The sequence below is a fragment of the Arthrobacter sp. CC3 genome, from assembly GCF_039907775.1.
Lineage (GTDB): Bacteria > Actinomycetota > Actinomycetes > Actinomycetales > Micrococcaceae > Arthrobacter.
This window is the reverse complement of sequence record NZ_JARCCY010000034.1, coordinates 1-17,968: the sequence shown is the minus strand read 5'-3', so window position 1 is coordinate 17,968 and position 17,968 is coordinate 1. Positions and strand designations below refer to the sequence as shown.

The following is a 17,968-nucleotide window of genomic DNA, read 5'->3' as shown; positions in this document are numbered from 1 at the left end:
TGGCACGCATGGCCCAGGCACCGGATTAGATGTCCGCCAGAGTCAGCACTGGCGGCGAAGTTCCATCGATGTCCAGTACGCCGAGTTCCTTCGCAACCGCCGCGGCGACGAGCACCTGGCCGGTGCGCGACATTAGGTTCGGGTCGCGGAACAGCGCGTTGATCACCCGGCCGATGAACTCGGGGCTTTCGCTGGTGGAGAGATCGAACGCGCCACTTTCCGCCGCTGCCAGAACCGCCTCGGTTCGCACCAGACCGGGGTAGAGCGCAATCACCGGTATACCGAACGGCTTCAGCTCGACCGCCATATCGGACGTCATCTTGTCCGTCGCCGCTTTGGCGATGCCGTAGATGGTGTTGCCGAGGTGGCGCTGCGCTGCCCAGAAGCTGATGTTGACGATTAGGCCTTGGTGCCGCGTTGTCATCATGCGCGCCGCGTGCGCCGAACAAACGAAGGCCGCCCGGACGCCGGCGTCCATCATGCCGGACCAGCGGTGCATCGGCTGTTCCCAAAACGGGGCAGTCCACGTAAACGCGCCGCCTTCGACCATCTTCTCGTAGCCGCCCCAGGCGCAGTTGACGACGAGGTCGAGGGAGCTGCACTCGGACCGGATCACGTCAAAGACACTGGCCGTCTCCTCGTCGCTGAGATGGTCGCAGCGCACTCGTCGCACCTCCCTCGGCAGATCCGCCCGGTCGATCGAGCGCCCCGTGCCATACACACGAAAGCCCGCTGACAAAAGGCCCAGCGCGACCCCTCGGCCTACCCCTCGGCTCGCGCCAGTCACAAGCGCCACGTATCCCGTCTGCGCTTCGGTGCGATCACCATCGTTGGTCATGCGACGCGGCCCCTGCCCACCCTCAAACCTTCGATTTCCACGATACGCGGGGCCTGAGTCCCCGGGCCAGCAATATGGACTGGACGAAGAATCACGTCCCCCGTTGGTTACTTTGTGCTTCGGGCGGTGAAGCCAGGTTGCGTTGCGCGTCGGTGCGTTTCGTTCCCGGTTGAACGGGGTGCGGGGCGGGTGGTTGGTTTGGGTGACCGGCCTTGAAAGGGATAGAACATGACCGAACATTTTGATCTCACTCCGCAGCGCCTGCGTCACGTGCTGGGCCATTTCGCCTCCGGGCTGACGGTGGTCACGGCTGCGACGGAGAACGGCCCGGCCGGGTTCACCTGCCAGTCCTTTTCGTCCCTTTCCCTGGATCCGGCGCTGGTGACGTTCAGTCCGGCCCGCAGTTCCAGCACCTGGCCGCTGCTGCGGGCCGCGGGCCGGTTCACGGTGAACATCCTTCCGGCCGGGCACCGGCATCTTGCCGCGCAGTTTGCCCGTTCGGGCACCGATAAGTTCGCCGGTGTGGGGTTTTCGGTGTCGCCGCTGGGTAATCCGGTGCTGGATCAGGCCCTTGCGTGGGTGGATTGCGAGCTGTACCGGGAGTACGACGGCGGCGACCACACCATTGTGGTGGGGTCGGTCCGTGCCCTGGGTGCACGGGACGGTGCCGGGCCGCTGCTCTTCTTCAAGGGCGGCTATTTCGACGGCGTGCCGTCCCGGGCCGGGCAGCTGGAAAGCGCCGCATGACACGGGCCAAGTCAGGGACCCGCCGGCTGCGGCGCCGCCCTGAGCAGCCGGCCGCCGGCGCCACGACCAGTGCTGGCGTTCTTGGCCTCCGGGACAGCGTCCCGGACCACCCCGCGCAGGACTGGTCTGGAATAGAGGTGGGGGCAACCGTCCACGTCATTCCGCCCGCAGGGTTGCCATACCTCGGCCGGGTGGATGCCAAGACGCCCGACTCCGGAATTGCCTGGGTGGTGAGCCTGGAAGGCTCCGGCCGCCAGATGCATGGCAAGCGTGACGGCGTCCGCCTGCACTCTGTCCCGAGGACGCCGTGGTGACACCCGGGTGCCCACCTTCTTCGTTGCTGCCTAAGCCGGCTGCTCGGGTTCGCCCAGCGAGAGCATCAGCCGGTTCGCCCAGTTAAAGAACGCACTGCCATGGATCACGTCGGCGAGCTCCAGCGGATCCAGCCCCTCATCCTGCAGGGCCTCGAGATGGGCCGGAGTGAGCCGCGGGGGAGTCTGCGCCAGTGCTGCCGCTGCCGCCACCACCGCATTCCAGCGAGCCCCGAGGTCCGCCGAGGTGCCGTCGTCGAGAAGTCGCTGGACGTCGTCGTGCCGGTCCGTGTGAGGACGTCTTGCATCACCCTGGAAGCGCAAGGGGCCGGGGCTGAAGTTGTCTGACATGTACTGTCACTGCGGTTCGCACGGCGCAAAGCGGGGTCATTTTCCGCAACGAAAACGCGGTTCCGGGACGGGGAAGAGAGGACGTTGGCGAGTGCCAACGGGCACCAAAATGGGGGCATGCCGGCGACAGAAAGCCCGCCCGCCACGTTCTATCCGGCGACGGGAGGCACAGGCCTCGCCAGGTTCCTAGAGGACGCCGGCTGTGGAGACGAGCTGCGCCCGGCCCTCCTCGAGCCGGTACGCGACGCCGACCACCGCGGCGGAGTAATTGTCCACCGCGTCGAAGATCATCCGTGAACTGTCCATCAGCCGGCGCACGGTCTGCTTGACGTGCTCGACCACCATGTCGTTGACGTCAGTTTTGTCCTCACGGATCGACCTCAGCACCGACGGTGTGATCCGTTCCACCAGGTCGCGGATGTGGCCCGGGGGCGACTCTCCGGTTTCCACGGCTTCCTTCGCGGCCGTGACTGCGCCGCAATTGTCATGACCAAGGACGACGATCAGCGGGACGTTGAGAACCGAGACCGCGTACTCCAGCGAGCCGAGAACGGCGTCATCGATCACGTGCCCGGCTGTGCGCACCACGAAAACGTCGCCGAGGCCGACGTCGAAGATGATCTCCGCGGCGAGTCGGGAGTCCGCACAGCCAAAGATGACTGCGAACGGATTTTGGGTGTTCACCAGCTCGCTGCGGCGGGAGGCGTTCTGGTTCGGGTGTAGCGAAGCTTCCGTGACGAAACGCTCGTTGCCGTCAAGCAGCCGCTGCCATGCCTCGTAGGTGCTGATTCTGCTGCTCACCCTACTTACTGTAAAGGGGCGTGCCTGTAGGGGGCGCGCCGACCCACAGAGCGCCGACCCACAGAGGGAGGTCCGCTTCCGGGTGGTGTGCGGGACGGGTTGGGGGAAGGCTGAACGCGGGGGTTTGGCTTAGCCCATCCCGGCCGGCCCCGCCCAGGCGCCGCCGGCGCCGGTCCCGCCACCGCCGCGGTCGTCATCCCTGCCGCAGCGCGTGCAGCGCTTGTATCGGCCCCCGTCCTCGGTGTGCTCTTCGTGCCAATCGTGACGGAGATTCAATTTGCACAGCAGGGCCCTGAGCATGGTCTGCTCCGATCTGAGGCTCGCCCACTATCCCCATTGCCAAGGCAAGTCTAGGAGCGCCACCGCGGCCGCCGCCAGTGCATGCCAGTACTGGTCGGGTCAGGTCAGATCGTCGAAGTCTCCTCGCGCCCACGCGTTGTGCCTTTGCGCAGAATCATGCAGAACGGCCCTGGCTCCGTACGCGATTGCATTGTTGAAGTTGCCGTAAATCCGGTCAAACTCGAGGTCTTCCAGCTGCGCGGCGATGCGCAGGGCCACCGCGCCGGAAAGCGGCAAATGATTCGGGTAGCTTCGCATGAACGCGATCGAGCGGCGGTCCGAATTCGGAAACACGCTGTCACCGGTTAGCAGGACTCCTCTGCCGCCGGCTCCTGCAGCCCACTGCGCCACCGCGCTGCCGGGGAAGTGCCCACCGGTCTGGTGGAGGGTCAACCCTGCGGCGACACTGTGACTGCCCGCCCAATATTCGATCATCGGATCATGGCGGCCCAGCCATCGCCGGTCTGCATCCGCCACAAGGACCGGGACGCCACCGAGCCGGTGCGACCACTCGACCTGCACGCCGAACATGTGCGGATGGCTCGTGGCGATGGCCAGGACCGGGCCCCGCTCGAGCACAGCCTTCGCAGCAATGTCGTCGACATATCCGACCGGATCCCACAGCAGCGAACCCTCCGGTGTCACCACAAGCTGGGCAGTCTGGCCGATCCCGACTTTTGGCTCCGCCCGGATCCCGAAGAGTCCTGGCTCGTTCTCCTTCAGCGATAGCTGCTGGCCTTCCTGCGCCATCGCGTCCAGCATGAGCCATTTTTGTCCGTCCTCGGGCACGTACTGCCGTTCATCGGCGCAGATCGGGCAGAGCGCCGGGACAGGTTCGTCGCGTTCGACGCCGCAGGTTGCGCAGATCAGCATGGCTGGTCCCTTCCAAACGTCCTGTGTCCTGCTCGCCGCCTTCTTCTCCGTCGGCCGCAGGCTCGAGTGCCCAGACTATGGCACGCGAAAGTCTCCAAGGAAGAGAATTCCCCACACAAAAGACGGACCTGGCCACAGCGAGTAGATTGATGGCATCCGCTGATTTGAAGGCCTTGGGTCGGCGCACCGGGTACGTTGGGCAGGGGATCTGGATGAGTCGGCCGTTCCGAATTGATACTCACCAGCACATCGTTCCGCCTGAGTATGCGCGGTGGCTCAACGAGAAGGGCATCCGCCCGGGCGGCCTGCGCCTGCCCTCGTGGTCGGAGCGCTCCGCGTTGAAGTTCATGGACAGCCACGATGTGCAGACGGCCATCCTGTCCCTGTCCACCCCCGGCGTCTACCTCGGGGACGCCCTGGAGGCGCGGCGGCGTGCGCGGGAGGTCAATGAGTACAGCGCGGACGTCGTAGCGGGCCGGCCGGAGCGATTCGGGTTCTTCGCGACACTGACGCTTCCGGACGTGGACGGCGCCCTGGCGGAGGCGGAATATGCCTTGGACAGCCTGCACGCGGACGGCGTCGTGTTGCTGGCCAACAACGACGGCCGCTACCTGGGCGATCCGGACTTCACGCCTCTGCTGGAGTTCCTGCACCACCGGCACACTGTAGTGTTCGTTCACCCCGGCGAGCTCCCCGCTCCTGCGGTGCCTGGCATCCCCACCTTCGCCGCGGATTTCTTACTCGACACCACCCGCACTGCTATCAGCTTGATCCTGTTCGGTGCGATGGAGAAGTACTCGGGAATCAAGTTCCTCCTGGCCCACGCGGGTGGCTTCGTGCCTTACATCGCCTTCAGGATCCTGCTCACGATGCTTAACCAAAAGGAGTTGGCCTTCAGCGCGTTGGCAGCGTTGATAGACGAGAAGCAATCAATCCTGCGGCGGTTCTACTACGACGTCGCCCTGTCTGCGAGCCCGTCGGCGCTGCCCAGCCTGCTCGAGGTAGCTGACCCTGGCCGCATCACGTACGGCACTGACTTTCCCTTCGCCCCGTCGATGGCGGTCGGGTTACAGAATGCGCAGTACGAGAACTACGCGCTTGACCCCGTCCGGCGCGCAGCGATAGACCGCAACAACGCCGAGGCCCTGTTTCCCCGGCTGAAGGGTACCGGCGACTAAATCGACTCCAGCAACGGGCGAGAGGCTTGTATTACTTAGCTGCGCAATTACACTGAAGCGCACATGGATGCACCCTTTAGCCGGGGAATTGCCGAGGCGAGCCCACCGAACCGGAGGATAGACGATGGCCGACCACCCGACAGAGGCTCGAAGCTTCACCCTTACCCGAATTTTGGCGGCATCGCGGCACGCCGTCTTCACGGCCTGGACCGACCCTGAGCACCTCGCCTGGTTCTACAACCCCGACATGCCCACGCCCGCCTCTCCCGTTGAAGTGGACCTGCGCGTTGGGGGTACCTGGAAACAGCAGATGGTCGTCAATCAAGACCATAGCTACCCTACCGGGGGGACGTACCTGGAGATCGTTCCGGACGAACGACTCGTCTTCCGGTGGGGAGCAGCCGGCGGCTGGCCGAAACTCGACGGCGGGAACGAACTAACCGCCCCCATCGTCACAGTCCAACTCGCCGACGTCGGCACAGAAACGGAGCTCGCCCTCACGGTCCGGTTCCCCGCGCACCTCGGCATCGAGGAGGTGCAACAACTTATCCACGGCGGCACTCGAGAGGGTTGGGACATGACCCTGGACCGCGTCAAGGAGAGTACCGCCATCACCACCCGGAGAGCTGGACGCATGGCCGGGCCTCAGGTCTATGTCTTTTTCCCGGGAACGGCACGGGAAGCACTGAATTTTTACGCGGATGTTTTCGGTGGCGAGCTTTCCCTGTACACCTACGAGGACTTCGGCAGGAGCGACGGCGCACCAAACGCCATAGCTCACGGAGTACTCAGCGGCGTAGTAGCCCTGGCGGGATCGGATGCAGCCGAAGGCCAAACAACGGTCCGACTCGAAGGCCTCATGCTTTCGTTACTGGGAACCGCCGAGCAGGCAGTCCTCCATGAGTGGTTCGACAAGCTCTCCGTTGACGGGTCCGTGATCGATCCCCTCTCACCAAAGCCATGGGGCGCATCGGACGGCCAGGTCGTTGATCGTCACGGACTCCACTGGCTTGTCGGATACGAGCCTGCGGCGTGAGCCGCGCACAGTGATGCCCTAGTCGCCTCTGTTTGTTGGCCGCCGGTAAACGCGCACGCCATCGCTGTGCAGAAACAGCGCGCGGCCCTTTCCGCCGTTTTGCTCAAGCCAGAGGACGCTGCCGTCCAGTGCGAGCATGTCGATGCGGCCCGACGCTATGGCCTGTCCGTGACCGTGGATCTCCACTTCGTCGGCCCGGGACAGCTTGGACCAGTTGGCCACTGGTTCAGGTGCCGGGGATCCGGTACGCGGTTTGGCGGGACGATGGCGGAAAGCCATGGGATTTCTCCTTGGTCGAGGGGGCCGGGATGTCTTGTCTGGAGATCGATGTGGAAGGAGGCAGGGTGGCCCGTGGCCACCCTGCCTCCTTTGCGTGCTGCGCAGTTCTCGCGCCCGAATTTCGGGTTACCTGTTGCGATGGTGTGCGGGAACCGCAGCACGCGTGCCGGATGCTGAGTCCGGCGGTCTGTGGGACGGGCCGGGTCCTGTCACATGATGCCGGTGGGTACCAGCAGGACCCAGGCCAGGGCCGGTGCCACCAGCACTACGCCGCCGGCATAAGCCATCAATTGCTTGTAGACGCGCTGCCGGTCGTCTTCCCGGGCGTTGGCGACCACCAGCGCACCGTCGGTGGAGAACGGCGAGACATCCACCACCGTGGCAGCGATGGCAAGTGCTGCGACTGTACCGGAGGCGCTCAGCGAGCTGGTGGCCAGCAGCGGACCGGCCAGCGGAATGAACGCGGTCAGCAATGCCGTGGAGGACGCGAAGGCGGAGCCGACGCCAATGACGTAGCAGAGGACCAGTGCGACCAGCAGCGGTGCGCCCAGTGCCAGGGCCTGCTCGGCGAGGGTGTCGATGACGCCTACGTGCTGGAGCAGCGAAACGTAGGTGATCATGCCCGCCACCAAAAGGACTGTGGACCAGGAAACGCCACCAATGAAGGTCCGGTGTTCCTTGATGTTGACCAGTGCCAGCAGGAGTCCGGCGGAGAGGGCGACGAAGCCGATCGGCATGTGGAAGCCGAGGGTGCACACCAGCATGACCGCAATCAAGGACAGGGTGAGGATCTGCTGTCCGTGGGGCCGGCTGGTTCGGGCGGTGTCGACGTCGGCCTGCTGGCCGCCTGCGCCGTCGCGGAGGCGGCCGATCAGGGCGAACAGGACGATGGTGAGGACGGAGAGTATGAGGTTCAGGGCGAAGCTGGCGGTGAAGAGCGCACCCTGTGAGATGGGAAAACCGTTCTTAAGGGCGATGTCATGCACCAGCACACCGGCCACGGACAGCGGGGAAAAGCCGCCGGCGTGGGCTCCGTTGATGATGAAGGCGCCCATCAGAACAGGATGGATGCGGGACTCGTAGGCAAACCCGATGGCTGCCGGTGCCAGCAAGGCGACGGCGGCCGGCGAGAAGGTGCCCAGTGACGTCAGCGCGGCAGCGATCAGGAAGAACACCCAGGGGAGCAGCATCGTTTTGCCCCTGACCAGGCGCACGCAGGACTGGACGATGATGTCGATGGTGCCGTTGCGCTGGGCCATGCTGAAGAAGTAGGTGACCCCGATGATCGTCAGGACGATGCTGGCGGGGAAGTCCTTGAGGATTTCCTTGTCGGTCATTCCAAGCATGAAGTAGCCGACGCCGAAGGAAGCGACCAGCCCCATCACCCCGATGTTCAGCGGCCATTTCGTGGCGACGACGAGGATGACGAGCGGGATGATCTGGATTGCGGTCATGGTGTGCTCCGGTTCCGAGGTGGGAGCCGGATTGAAGATGTCACCCCCCAGCATGAGGGCAATCAACGCCAGGATCGCGAAACCGGCGGCCACCGCCACCAGTAGGATACGGCGGCGACGGGTTGGACGCCCGGGACCCTCGTCCCGGGTCTCGGCCGCAGCGGCGGCGGTGCGGTGCTCAGTTTTGGTCATGATGGTCTCCTCAGCGAGTGGCTCCCGCGAGGGAAGCAGCGACGGCGCTGCCGGGAACCTCGGGGAGATGGATGATGGTGGTGGCGATGGTGCGGGCCGTGCGGTCGACGCCGACAAGGAGCGTCCCGTTGTGCTCCTGGCTCCACGTCTCGATGACTCCGGCAGGCGTGCGGAGCCGGAGTGTGCTTCCCGGAGCGTCGCCCGTGATGCTGTGCAGCACGGTGCCGCGGGTGCGGGCCGCCAAAGTCAGTGCGATGCTGCCGGTGATGGCCAGCGCCGGGTGGGGCTTGCCCATGGAGAGCATCATGACGTTGACGTCGCAGGTCTGGTCTGTTGCCGCAGGGGCGGCGGCGATGGCGAGTTTGGGGATCGCCCGCGCCGCTTCAGCAGTGGTGGCGGCCAACCCCATCCGCACCGCCGCCTGCCGCCGGAGCTGCTCCAGGGTGTCCAGCTGCAGCTCCAGGCCGGCGCCCCAGCTGTCGTACCGGGCCGGGTCCAGGCCCAGCTCCTCGGCGCGGACAATCACCACGGGCGCTCCGGCGTCGACCATGGAAACCGTCCAGCGGGTTCCCCCTGCGGTGATGGTGTCGGTGGCCGCACCGGTGGGCAGCAACGCACCGGTAGTCTTGCCGCCAGGGTCCTGGAAACCGAGCCCCACGGGGTGGCCGGGGAACGGCACGCCGGGCATCCGCGCGTCAGGAACGCTGGCCAGAGCACCGCCGGGGGTGGCCACGCGCTGGACGATGATCTGGTTCGTGTTGGTGTTGCGGGTGACGATCCGGGTGACGTCTCCGCTGGGGAGCACCCACCCCTTCTCGATGGCGTACAGGCCCACAACGGCTGAACCGTTGCCGCAGTTGCTGCCCCAGTCCACGGCTGCCTCTTCGATGCCCACCTGGGCGAAGGTGTACTCGACGTCGACGTCGTCGCCGACGGGCCGGTGCAGGATCACGGCTTTACTGGTGGTCGAGGTTGCCCCGCCTACGCCATCGATCTGGCGGGGGTCGGGACTGCCGAACAGCCGCGGCAGCAACACGTCCAGGCTGGTGCCGCCCTCCTGAAGGTGCTCCGCTTCGAACACCCAGCACTTGCTGGTGCCTCCCCGCATCCATTGCGCTTCGATCTTCATGGTGGTTCCCACTTCTCCTCGTGCCTCAGATTTGGATGAGGACCTGAAAAGAGATTGAGCCAGATCACAATTTTAGACAATGTTGGATTTTCGAAGGGGGATGTAGAGTTACTTAATTCACTGCCAGCACAATGGCCCGTTCCCGAAGTTCCGTGCTCCGCGTCCCGGAAACTGCACGGGTATCCCGGGTTGAAGCGGCCTCCAGGCAGGAAATGAACCAAATTTGCAGAAGGGTGAAGCGTTGCTAAACGACGAGAAGCAGGATTTGTTCGACATACGGCGGCTGGCGCTGCTGCTTGAGGTGGTGGAGCAGGGGTCCATCACGGCCGCGGCCGAGCTAATGATGTACACGCCCTCTGCCGTCTCGCAGCAGTTGCGCAAGCTTGAACAAGAGGTGGGGCAGCCTCTGCTCAACCGCCGCTCCCGCGGTGTGGTGCCCACCGAGGCCGGCCAGGTGCTGGCCGGCCACGCCCGCAAGATCGTCTGGCAAATGCAGGCAGCCCGGTCAGACCTGGACCAGATCGCCGGCCTGAAACGCGGGTCCCTGACCGTGGGCACCTTCCCGACCTTGGCCGGATCCTTCCTGCCTATCGTCATCCGGACGTTCAAGAAGCGCTACCCGGCCATCGGGCTTTCCCTGCGCAGCGCCCGTTTTGATGAACTCGTGGCGGATCTCCAGTCCGGAGTCACGGGGCTGTGCCTGCTCTGGGACTACCCCTGGAACCCGTTCCAGGACGATTCCATCCGCGTCACGGAGGTCTTCCGGGAAAGCACAGTGATTCTGGTGGCCCGCAGCCACAGGCTCGCCGACCGGGAGCAAGTGAGCATGGAGGACCTGCGCAACGAGTCCTGGATCGTGCGTGCGGAAGCCCACCCCGTGGTGGAGGTTCTGCAGCGTTCCGCCCACGATGCCGGGTTCGAACCCGAGATCGGGTTCCTGGCAAACGACTACCAGGAGGCCCAGGCCATGGTCAGCGTGGGAATGGGCGTGGCCATGGTGCCCAAGACCGCCGTGGCGCTCCAGCATCCCGACGTCAAGGTGCTGAGCCTTGGTTCCGCCGCCCCGCTGCGGCGGGTACTGCTGGCGCAGCGCGAGGACAAGGTCTACGCTCCGGCCGAGGTGGCCTTCCACTCCACCCTGCTGGAAATCGCCCGCGAACGGGCCGGCGACTACCTCTAGCCATTCGGTCAGGACTCAAGGGGTTGGCAGCCGAAGATTCGGCACCTGCCTGCCCAACGCCGCGGCCCGGCCGTACCATGGAAGCAGATATATGCGCGGGGTTGCCAAGTTCGCTGAAAAGGACCCGAGACGTTGCCATTCGAAACACTGCCGGTAGTCGACATCTCCCGATTGAACGCTGGCCCGGAGGAGGCGTCGCAGTTCCGTGACGAACTGCGCAACGCGATGCATGAGGTCGGTTTCCTGTACCTTGCCGGCCACGGCATTCCGCAGGAGCTCACAGACGCCATGCTGGATGTGTCCCGCCGCTTCTTCGAGCTGCCCGAGGGGCAGAAACTTGAGATTGAGAACGTCCACAGCCCGCAGTTCCGCGGTTACACGCGCGTCGGCGGAGAACTCACCGACGGCGCAGTAGATTGGCGCGAGCAGATCGACATCGGAGTTGAGCGCCCCGCGGTGGCCCCGGGCCCGGGCGTCGCGGACTACTGGCGACTCGAAGGGCCCAACCTGTGGCCGGAGGCGCTGCCGGAAATGCGGGGGATTGTCGCCGAGTGGATGGAGCGGCTGAGCGCAGTCTCGTTGACTCTCCTGCGGGCCCTGGCGGTATCCCTCGGGGCGCCCGAAGACGCTTTTGACGACGCCTTCGCTGCCCGGGCCTTCCCCGTCCTCAAGGTTGTTCGGTACCCGGGGTCATCCCACGACGAACCCAAGCAGGGAGTGGGCTCCCACCGCGACGGCGGGGTGCTGACGCTCCTTCTGGTGGAGCCGGGCAAGGGCGGCCTTCAGGTCGAATACCAAGGGACATGGATCGACGCACCCCAGGTGCCCGGAACCTTTGTGGTTAACATCGGCGAGATGCTGGAGCTGGCCACGAACGGCTACCTCAAGGCGACCCTGCATCGGGTGATCTCGCCGCCTCGCGGCACCGACAGGATCTCCCTCCCCTTCTTCTACAATCCGGCGCTGGATGCGAGGATGCCGCAACTGGCGGTGAGCCCAGAGTTCCAGGCCAAAGCCCGCGGCCTGTCGGTTGACCCGACGAACAGTCCGATTCTGGAAACCTACGGGGACAACGCCCTTCGCTACCGCCTTCGGGCGCACCCGAACGTCGGTGGGGTGCACCACGCGGACCTGCTGACAGGCTGACGGCGGCCGTCCCTAGCCCGCCGCCCGTGCCGGCGTTTCGGTCGCCGCATAAGTCGCCGAGACCCGGCGGTAGACGGGAGTCAGGAACGCCAGCAGCGCGGCCGCGATCATTACAATCCCGGCGACCAGGAACACTAGCGCGATGCCGCGGGACGTGCCCTCGCCCAGCAACGGGGCCAGCTGCGCGGCGCCTTCAGAGGACCGCGCGTACGGGATGATCCAGACCTGGGCGATGGGCGCGATCAGGAACGCGGTGATTGGCGCTGCCGCGGACTCGAATGCCATGGCGAATCCGAACACCCGGCCTTGCCGGTGCAGGGGGACCACTTGCTGGATGACCGTCTGCTCGGCGGCCTCCACGAAAGGCACCAGGACCAGGTAGAGCCAGATGCCCGCGATGTACAGCCATGCCCACTCCCGCAGCGTAAACACCGCACCGAGTACACCCATCAGGATCACGGCGATGAGCATGGAACACAACGGGTTGGACCCCAGGCCAAACTTTCCGATCAGTGCGCCACCGACGACGAATCCGGTGGCGCCCAGCGCGAAGTACGTCCCCCAAAGCTCAACGGGGAACATCTCGAGGCCGTAGGGATCCATCAACGCCATGTACACGCCGCCAATGAAGTTGTTGAACGTCGAAAACAGGATGAGCGCGAACAGCCCGGAGATGGCCAGCACGGCGGCGAGTGCGCCGCGCAGGTCGAATCCGCCGTGTGCGTCCGTGGCCGCTGCACGCACCTCCTCGGGCATGCGCAGCGTGATCAGGTGTGCGAATGCCAGGGCTGTGAGCGCCAGGGCGACGACGATCGTCCAGCCCATGCCCAGCAGCCCCACTGACAGCCCGGAGAATACGGACGTGACGATGAACATCAGCCCCTGCACCATGCCCACCAGCCCGTTGGCGTTCGCTCGCCGATCCGGCTCGATGAGGATGGTGACCGTGGTGGACAGGGCGATGTTGCGCATGTTCTCCACCACCGCGCCAACCAGGATGACCAGCGCGAAGAGCCAGAACCACGGCTGCGTCAGGTCCAGCATCCAGGTGGCCGGAGTCAGCAGGAACATTACCCCGGACAGTACGAACATCATCAGCGTGAAGCCGGCGGCGAAACGCATCACCTCCAGCTTGCGGTAGCGGTCCACGAAGGTGCCGAAGCTGATGCTGGAAAGGGCGATCAACAGCATGTACGCGCCGCCGATCACGCCGGTGGCGATCACGTTGCGCGTTTCCAGATACACCCAGAACGTCAGGGCGAACCAGAGGTAGCTGGTAGTGATGTTGGCCAAGGCGGTGTTCGCCAAGATGCCGGCGAAGGTCCGGGACCGCTGTTCCGGGCTGCGCAAGGACGTGTCGACGCCGCCGTCGGGAGCCGCAGCGGCCCTGAACGGGGCCGGTTCCTGCTCGGTCATGCGTCCCATTTTACTGACATCCGACTGCGGGGGACATGGCCGCCGCTGCGCTTTAGAAAAGTGTGATGCCGGTGAGTTCGGCGAGTTTAGCCGTGAGTCTGTCCTGGAACGTCGCGTCGGTAGCTTCAGGCGCCGCCAGGCGCTGCCGGCGGTGATACCAGTAACGGCCGGAGACCAGGGCGTCGGGGTCGTTGCTGACAGCCAGCCAGGCCTGGGTCTCGTGGCCCTTGGCCAGATCGTCAGGGGCGCCGGCGCCGCCCATCCTGGTGGGTACCCAGCCGGGGTCGACGGCGTTGCTGAGCACCGTGGGCCAGTGGCGGGCCACCGACGCGGAGAGGGCGGAAACGTGGAGCTTGCTCTCGGAGTAGGCGGTGCCGGCATTCCAGCGGCGTTCGGTCCAGTCGATGTCCTGCAGGTTGCCGGAAGCCCCGCGGTGCATGCCGCTGCTGACGTAGATCAGGCGGCGGGGCCTGTCGATCAGGGCCGTGAGGATGTAGGGGGCGAGCACGTTCACCGCCAGGGTTCGGGAGTGTCCCTCCGGGGTGGTGATGCGCCCCGGCGAGAGGTAGACGCCGGCGTTATGGATGACGGCGTCCATCCGCCCGTGCGCGTTGACCTGTTCGGCGAGGTCCCGCGTTTCGGTGGCGATGCTCAGGTCACCGATGACGACGCCGGCCGCTTGCGGGGCGATTTCATCGAGGACGGCGGCGCGTTCCCTGGAGCGGGCATGCAGCAAAACCTCGTGGCCGTCATTCACGAGAGACAGGGCGGTGGCGAGTCCGAGTCCGTCGGTGGAGCCCGTGATGAAGATGCGGGACATGGCGCGGTGCCCTAACGCCGCAGCGCCGTCAGCGCTTCGGTAAGGGGCATGAGTAGTGCGGGCCCGTGGCCGGGAAGTATGACAGCGGCGGTAACGCCGTCGAGCCGGTGGGTTGCCGCCAGCGCCGCGGCGCGGTCCGTGTGATACATCCGGTGGAGCATCTGGGGTCCGGTGCTGCGGCTCAGCGGATGGCCGCTGACAAACGAGTCACCCACGGCGATCGCGCCCGCTTCGGGGAGAAGGATCGAGGCGTTGCCTGGGGTGTGGCCCGGGAGCAGGATCGCTTCAGGGCTGCCGGGCAGGTTCCGGAGCCTCCCGGCGTCCCAGGCCTCGGCCCGCGTTGCAGCTTTGGCCGTCAGGGATCCTGCCTTGATGGCGTGGATCATCCAGCGGAAGACGCGGGGGCGCCACGCCCGGAGGATGACCTGCCCGAAGGTGACCTGGTGCTTCTCCCGCCCCTGGACGTGGGCTAGTTCTTCCCGGGCGCAAAGGATCGGCGTTCTGTATGTTTCGGAGAAGTAGGCAGCGGAGCCGGTGTGGTCGACGTGGCCGTGGGTGAGAGTCACTGCCCGGGCGTCGGCTGGACGCAAGCCCACGTGACGTATGGACTCGAGGACCAGCGGGCGGTCGGCGGGGTATCCGCTGTCAATGAGCATGAAGCCGGTTTCGTCTCGGACCACGATCCAGTTGGAAGCCGGTCCTTCAACGAAAAAGACGCCGGGTGCCTGCTCGGAAACGTTGCCTGCGGGGTGCCATTCATTGGCTCGGACGTGCACGGCTACATCCTAGCCGCCACGCAGCAAGTGCTACAGCAATGGGGTCGGGTCCGCCGGAAAGCAGGCCAGTGCCGTGGCGTGGGCCTGCCGCAGGGCCTCCTTGACGGGCAGCTGACGATGTTCCTTCGACAGGATTTCCACACCCCAGGGACCATCGAAGCCAATCGCCTTCATTGTCCTGATAAACCCGGTAACGTCCTGGTCGCCCTGTCCGCACAGGCGGCGGTTATCGCGTGTGTCCTCAAAGAGGGAGCCCCTGATTTCGGCGTCCGCGTCGTTGAGTTCCACGCCGAAGATCTGTTGGGCCTCAAGGCTCCGGGACAGCTCGCCAAAGGTGGTTCCGGCACGGAAGACGTGCCAGTAGTCGACGACGAGACCGCATTCGGGCATGTCCACCTTTCGCATGAGCTCAGCAGCCGCCGGCACGCTTCCGACCATCGAAAACGGCATCGGTTCAAGAGCAATGCGGGTACCGCGCATCGCGGCCTCAGCTGTCAGGCGCCGCAGAGGATCCACGAGGAAGTCGAGCTCATTCAGGGGATCGCCAATGGCCGTTCCTACTTTGATGAACCGGGCACCGAGCGTTTCGGCCGCATCCAGGAGGAGGTCGAATTGTGGCCGCCAGAGGTGGACAAGGCTCTTGTCCCACCAGCCGCTGAGGAGTTCCACCTCAACATAGCGGAAGCCAGCGTCGTCAATGAGCTTCCGCAGGCCCGGAAAGCCCAGCGTTGACTGTGCTGATGCCAGGTCGTCGTGGGCGAGCCCGTACCCTGACCAACCTGTGGAAGCCATCGCTTCGAGCCGTTCCGCGATGGGCACGGGGCTTGTCTCGGGAATTTGCAACGGCGCAACGTTGCCGGCGCTGGTCCAGCAGGACGCGACAAGTTCCGGGGGATAGGTGCTGGTCATGGTTCTCCTTTGAAACAAATGAGGGCCGCCGCCCGATCTGTTGTGTGCGTTCCAGTATCAAACCACAAAGCGTTGGAACGGTCTACAGAATTATTGGAACGGTCTATTGACTTACAGATTCGTTGCATTCTAGAGTTGGAGCGTTCCATTCTGAGGGATGGATCACATCCGTTCACAACATCAGCGACCTCCGTATTCGCTCCATGCCCGGCATGCGACCGAAAACGTTCACGACGGTCGAAATTGCGCGAATCAAGGGAGATTTCACGTGGCAAAATTCAGTTGGCGTCGGGGCGCTATGGCCCTCGCCGTCGTTCCGCTCATTACCTTGGCGGCGTGTTCGAGTACTGGGGGCAAGACGGAACCTGCAACCATTGGAGGAAGCGGCCAGGTTGCCAGCACTCCCCGCCTCAAGGTCGCCCTCATTACCCATGCCGAGGCAGGCGACACGTTCTGGGACATCGTCCGCAAGGGCGCCGAAGATGCGGCGGCGAAGGACAACGTCGAGATCCTCTACACGAATGATTCCGAAGCCGGCCGCCAGGCACAGCTTGTGCAGCAGGCCATCGACCAGAAGGTTGACGGCATCGCGGTCACCATTGCCAACCCGGGCGCAATGAGGGACGTGATGAAGAAGGCCGCTGACGCGGGCATTCCGCTTGTGAGCTTCAATGCCGGCGGAGATGTCTCCGCACAGCTGGGCGCTTTCACCCACTTCGGTTCCAACGAGAAGCTGGCCGGTGAGGCTGTGGGCGCCAAGCTTGCGGCCGACGGCTACAAGCACCCCATTTGCGTGATCATGGCACAGGGGCAGGTACAGCTCGAGGCGCGGTGCGCCGGTGTCAAGGCCAAGGTACCGGGAACCGAGATCCTCTACGTTGACGGCAAGGACATGACCGCGGTCCAGTCCACTGCCACGGCGAAGCTGCAGGCCTCGAAGGACGCCGACGTCATCATCGGCCTGGGCGCCCCGTACACGGTCACACTCCTCAAAGCGGTGACGGATGCGAACAGCTCGATCAAGGTGGCGAGCTTCGACCTCAACCCTGCTCTCGCCGAGGCAATCAACGACGGCAAGATTCTCTTCACGGTGGACCAGCAGCCGTTCCTGCAGGGTTACCTGGCAGTGGATGCAGTGTGGCAGACCAAGCGCGGCGGCTTCAAAGTCGGCGGCGGCCAGCCCGTCCTGACCGGTCCCGCCATCGTGGACAAATCCAACATCTCAGACGTGCTGAAGTACGTCCAGCAGGGCATCCGCTAACAGCCCGCTCGCCGGGCCGGCCCCGCGCCGGCCCGGCAGCAAGGAGAATTATCATGACCATCACCCAGACCAAGTCAATGACAAAGTCACCGGCGTCCGATGAGCGCGTCGCCAAGCGCAGTCCGCTCCACAAGCTCCTCGGACGTCCCGAGGTGGGTGCCCTGGTGGGCGCCATCGTCCTTTTCGTCTTCTTCGCACTGGTCTCCAGCACCTTCACCCAACCGAATGCCTTTGCGACCATCCTGTACGGATCCTCCACCATCGGGATCATGGCCGTGGGCGTGTCACTGCTCATGATCGGCGGCGAGTTCGACCTCTCCACCGGCGTGGCCGTCATCAGCTCGGCGCTCTCGGCGTCGATGTTCAGCTGGTTCTTCAGCGTGAACGTCTGGGTGGGCGTACTGCTGGCACTGGCCATGTCCCTGTCCATCGGTTTCATCAACGGCTGGATCCTGGTGAAGACCAAGCTGCCCAGCTTTATCGTCACGCTGGCCACGTTCCTGATGCTGACGGGCCTGAACCTGGCTTTGACGCGACTTATCGGCGGCAGCGTGTCCTCCCCGTCGATCGCGCAGATGGACGGTTTTGCCTCGGCCCGGGCGGTGTTCGCTTCGTCGGTGAACATTGCCGGTGTTGAAGTGAAGATCACCGTGTTCTTCTGGATCGTCCTGGTGGCCGTGGCGTCCTGGGTGCTGCTGCGGACCAAGGTGGGCAACTGGATCTTCGCCGCCGGCGGCGACGCCAACGCCGCCCGCGCCGTGGGTGTTCCGGTCACCAAGACCAAGATCGGCCTGTTCATGGCCGTGGGTTTCTGCGGCTGGGTCCTGGGCATGCACAACCTCTTCGCGTTCGACTCCGTGCAGTCCGGTGAGGGTGTGGGCAACGAGTTCCTCTACATCATCGCCGCGGTGATCGGCGGCTGCCTGCTGACC

The 17,968-nt window shown here is 64.9% G+C and carries 19 protein-coding genes and 1 pseudogene; 9 read left to right on the top strand and 11 right to left on the bottom strand.

Annotation, left to right across the window (positions count from 1 at the left end):
- Nucleotides 1-25: 25 nt before the first annotated feature.
- A complete protein-coding gene (locus tag PV761_RS17925; RefSeq protein WP_347898817.1) occupies nt 26-838 on the bottom strand; it encodes an SDR family NAD(P)-dependent oxidoreductase in 813 nt (270 codons plus the stop codon).
- 228 nt (nt 839-1,066) lie between these two features.
- Between PV761_RS17925 and PV761_RS17920 the strand changes: the two genes are divergently transcribed.
- A complete protein-coding gene (locus PV761_RS17920) occupies nt 1,067-1,585 on the top strand; it encodes a flavin reductase family protein (protein WP_347898815.1) in 519 nt (172 codons plus the stop codon).
- Nucleotides 1,582-1,899, top strand: coding sequence for a hypothetical protein (locus tag PV761_RS17915; protein ID WP_347898813.1), 318 nt, complete (start codon nt 1,582-1,584; stop codon nt 1,897-1,899). Before PV761_RS17920 ends, PV761_RS17915 begins: the two co-directional genes overlap by 4 nt.
- Nucleotides 1,900-1,929: 30 nt before the next feature.
- Here PV761_RS17915 and PV761_RS17910 read toward each other — a convergent pair whose 3' ends face one another.
- The 3 genes from PV761_RS17910 to PV761_RS17900 all read right to left on the bottom strand — a co-directional run bounded on the left by PV761_RS17910 (nt 1,930) and on the right by PV761_RS17900 (nt 4,260).
- A complete protein-coding gene (locus tag PV761_RS17910) occupies nt 1,930-2,247 on the bottom strand; it encodes a hypothetical protein (RefSeq protein ID WP_347898811.1) in 318 nt (105 codons plus the stop codon).
- Nucleotides 2,248-2,433: 186 nt separating this feature from the next.
- Nucleotides 2,434-3,048, bottom strand: a complete 615-nt coding sequence (locus tag PV761_RS17905) for a carbonic anhydrase (protein ID WP_028272950.1) — start codon at nt 3,046-3,048, stop codon at nt 2,434-2,436.
- A gap of 399 nt (nt 3,049-3,447) precedes the next feature.
- A complete protein-coding gene (locus PV761_RS17900; protein WP_347898809.1) occupies nt 3,448-4,260 on the bottom strand; it encodes a hydrolase in 813 nt (270 codons plus the stop codon).
- A 212-nt stretch (nt 4,261-4,472) separates the two neighbouring features.
- Here PV761_RS17900 and PV761_RS17895 point away from each other — a divergent pair, with 212 nt between their 5' ends.
- The 3 genes and pseudogenes from PV761_RS17895 (at nt 4,473) to PV761_RS17885 (ending at nt 6,474) form a co-directional block, all read left to right on the top strand.
- Nucleotides 4,473-5,438 carry an amidohydrolase family protein gene (locus tag PV761_RS17895; protein ID WP_347898807.1) on the top strand — a complete coding sequence of 322 codons (966 nt, stop codon included), beginning with the start codon at nt 4,473-4,475 and terminating at the stop codon, nt 5,436-5,438.
- 124 nt (nt 5,439-5,562) lie between these two features.
- A pseudogene (locus tag PV761_RS17890) lies at nt 5,563-6,027 on the top strand (SRPBCC domain-containing protein); the annotation flags it as partial.
- Nucleotides 6,028-6,072: 45 nt separating this feature from the next.
- Nucleotides 6,073-6,474: a VOC family protein gene (locus tag PV761_RS17885; RefSeq protein WP_347898875.1), complete on the top strand. Its 402-nt coding sequence runs from the start codon at nt 6,073-6,075 to the stop codon at nt 6,472-6,474.
- A gap of 18 nt (nt 6,475-6,492) precedes the next feature.
- Here PV761_RS17885 and PV761_RS17880 read toward each other — a convergent pair whose 3' ends face one another.
- From PV761_RS17880 to PV761_RS17870, 3 genes are all read right to left on the bottom strand, one after another.
- Nucleotides 6,493-6,753, bottom strand: coding sequence for a hypothetical protein (locus PV761_RS17880; protein WP_051629135.1), 261 nt, complete (start codon nt 6,751-6,753; stop codon nt 6,493-6,495).
- Between the two features lie 209 nt (nt 6,754-6,962).
- On the bottom strand, nt 6,963-8,399 hold the full coding sequence (locus PV761_RS17875) for an SLC13 family permease (protein WP_347898805.1): 1,437 nt from the start codon (nt 8,397-8,399) through the stop codon (nt 6,963-6,965).
- A gap of 10 nt (nt 8,400-8,409) precedes the next feature.
- The gene (locus tag PV761_RS17870) at nt 8,410-9,528 is read right to left on the bottom strand and encodes a PrpF domain-containing protein (RefSeq protein WP_347898873.1); all 1,119 of its coding nucleotides are present in this window, start codon (nt 9,526-9,528) and stop codon (nt 8,410-8,412) included.
- 241 nt (nt 9,529-9,769) lie between these two features.
- Here PV761_RS17870 and PV761_RS17865 point away from each other — a divergent pair, with 241 nt between their 5' ends.
- Together PV761_RS17865 and PV761_RS17860 are read left to right on the top strand one after the other, a co-directional pair.
- On the top strand, nt 9,770-10,708 hold the full coding sequence (locus tag PV761_RS17865; RefSeq protein WP_028272956.1) for a LysR family transcriptional regulator: 939 nt from the start codon (nt 9,770-9,772) through the stop codon (nt 10,706-10,708).
- Nucleotides 10,709-10,840: 132 nt separating this feature from the next.
- The gene (locus PV761_RS17860) at nt 10,841-11,854 is read left to right on the top strand and encodes a 2-oxoglutarate and iron-dependent oxygenase domain-containing protein (RefSeq protein ID WP_347898803.1); all 1,014 of its coding nucleotides are present in this window, start codon (nt 10,841-10,843) and stop codon (nt 11,852-11,854) included.
- A gap of 12 nt (nt 11,855-11,866) precedes the next feature.
- Here the strand turns inward: PV761_RS17860 and PV761_RS17855 are convergent, their stop codons facing one another.
- From PV761_RS17855 to PV761_RS17840, 4 genes are read right to left on the bottom strand one after another with little or no spacing between them, the layout of a single operon-like run.
- Entirely contained in the window at nt 11,867-13,270 is a 1,404-nt protein-coding gene (locus PV761_RS17855) for an MFS transporter (protein WP_347898801.1), read from the bottom strand.
- A 52-nt stretch (nt 13,271-13,322) separates the two neighbouring features.
- Complete coding sequence (locus tag PV761_RS17850; protein ID WP_347898800.1) at nt 13,323-14,090, bottom strand: SDR family NAD(P)-dependent oxidoreductase; 768 nt, start codon at nt 14,088-14,090, stop codon at nt 13,323-13,325.
- Between the two features lie 11 nt (nt 14,091-14,101).
- The gene (locus tag PV761_RS17845; protein ID WP_347898799.1) at nt 14,102-14,866 is read right to left on the bottom strand and encodes an MBL fold metallo-hydrolase; all 765 of its coding nucleotides are present in this window, start codon (nt 14,864-14,866) and stop codon (nt 14,102-14,104) included.
- Between the two features lie 30 nt (nt 14,867-14,896).
- A complete protein-coding gene (locus PV761_RS17840) occupies nt 14,897-15,775 on the bottom strand; it encodes a sugar phosphate isomerase/epimerase family protein (RefSeq protein WP_347898797.1) in 879 nt (292 codons plus the stop codon).
- Between the two features lie 268 nt (nt 15,776-16,043).
- Between PV761_RS17840 and PV761_RS17835 the strand changes: the two genes are divergently transcribed.
- Together PV761_RS17835 and PV761_RS17830 are read left to right on the top strand one after the other, a co-directional pair.
- The gene (locus tag PV761_RS17835) at nt 16,044-17,036 is read left to right on the top strand and encodes a substrate-binding domain-containing protein (RefSeq protein WP_347898794.1); all 993 of its coding nucleotides are present in this window, start codon (nt 16,044-16,046) and stop codon (nt 17,034-17,036) included.
- A gap of 53 nt (nt 17,037-17,089) precedes the next feature.
- Nucleotides 17,090-17,968: ABC transporter permease (locus PV761_RS17830; protein ID WP_347898792.1), on the top strand; the 879-nt coding region annotated here is incomplete at its 3' end.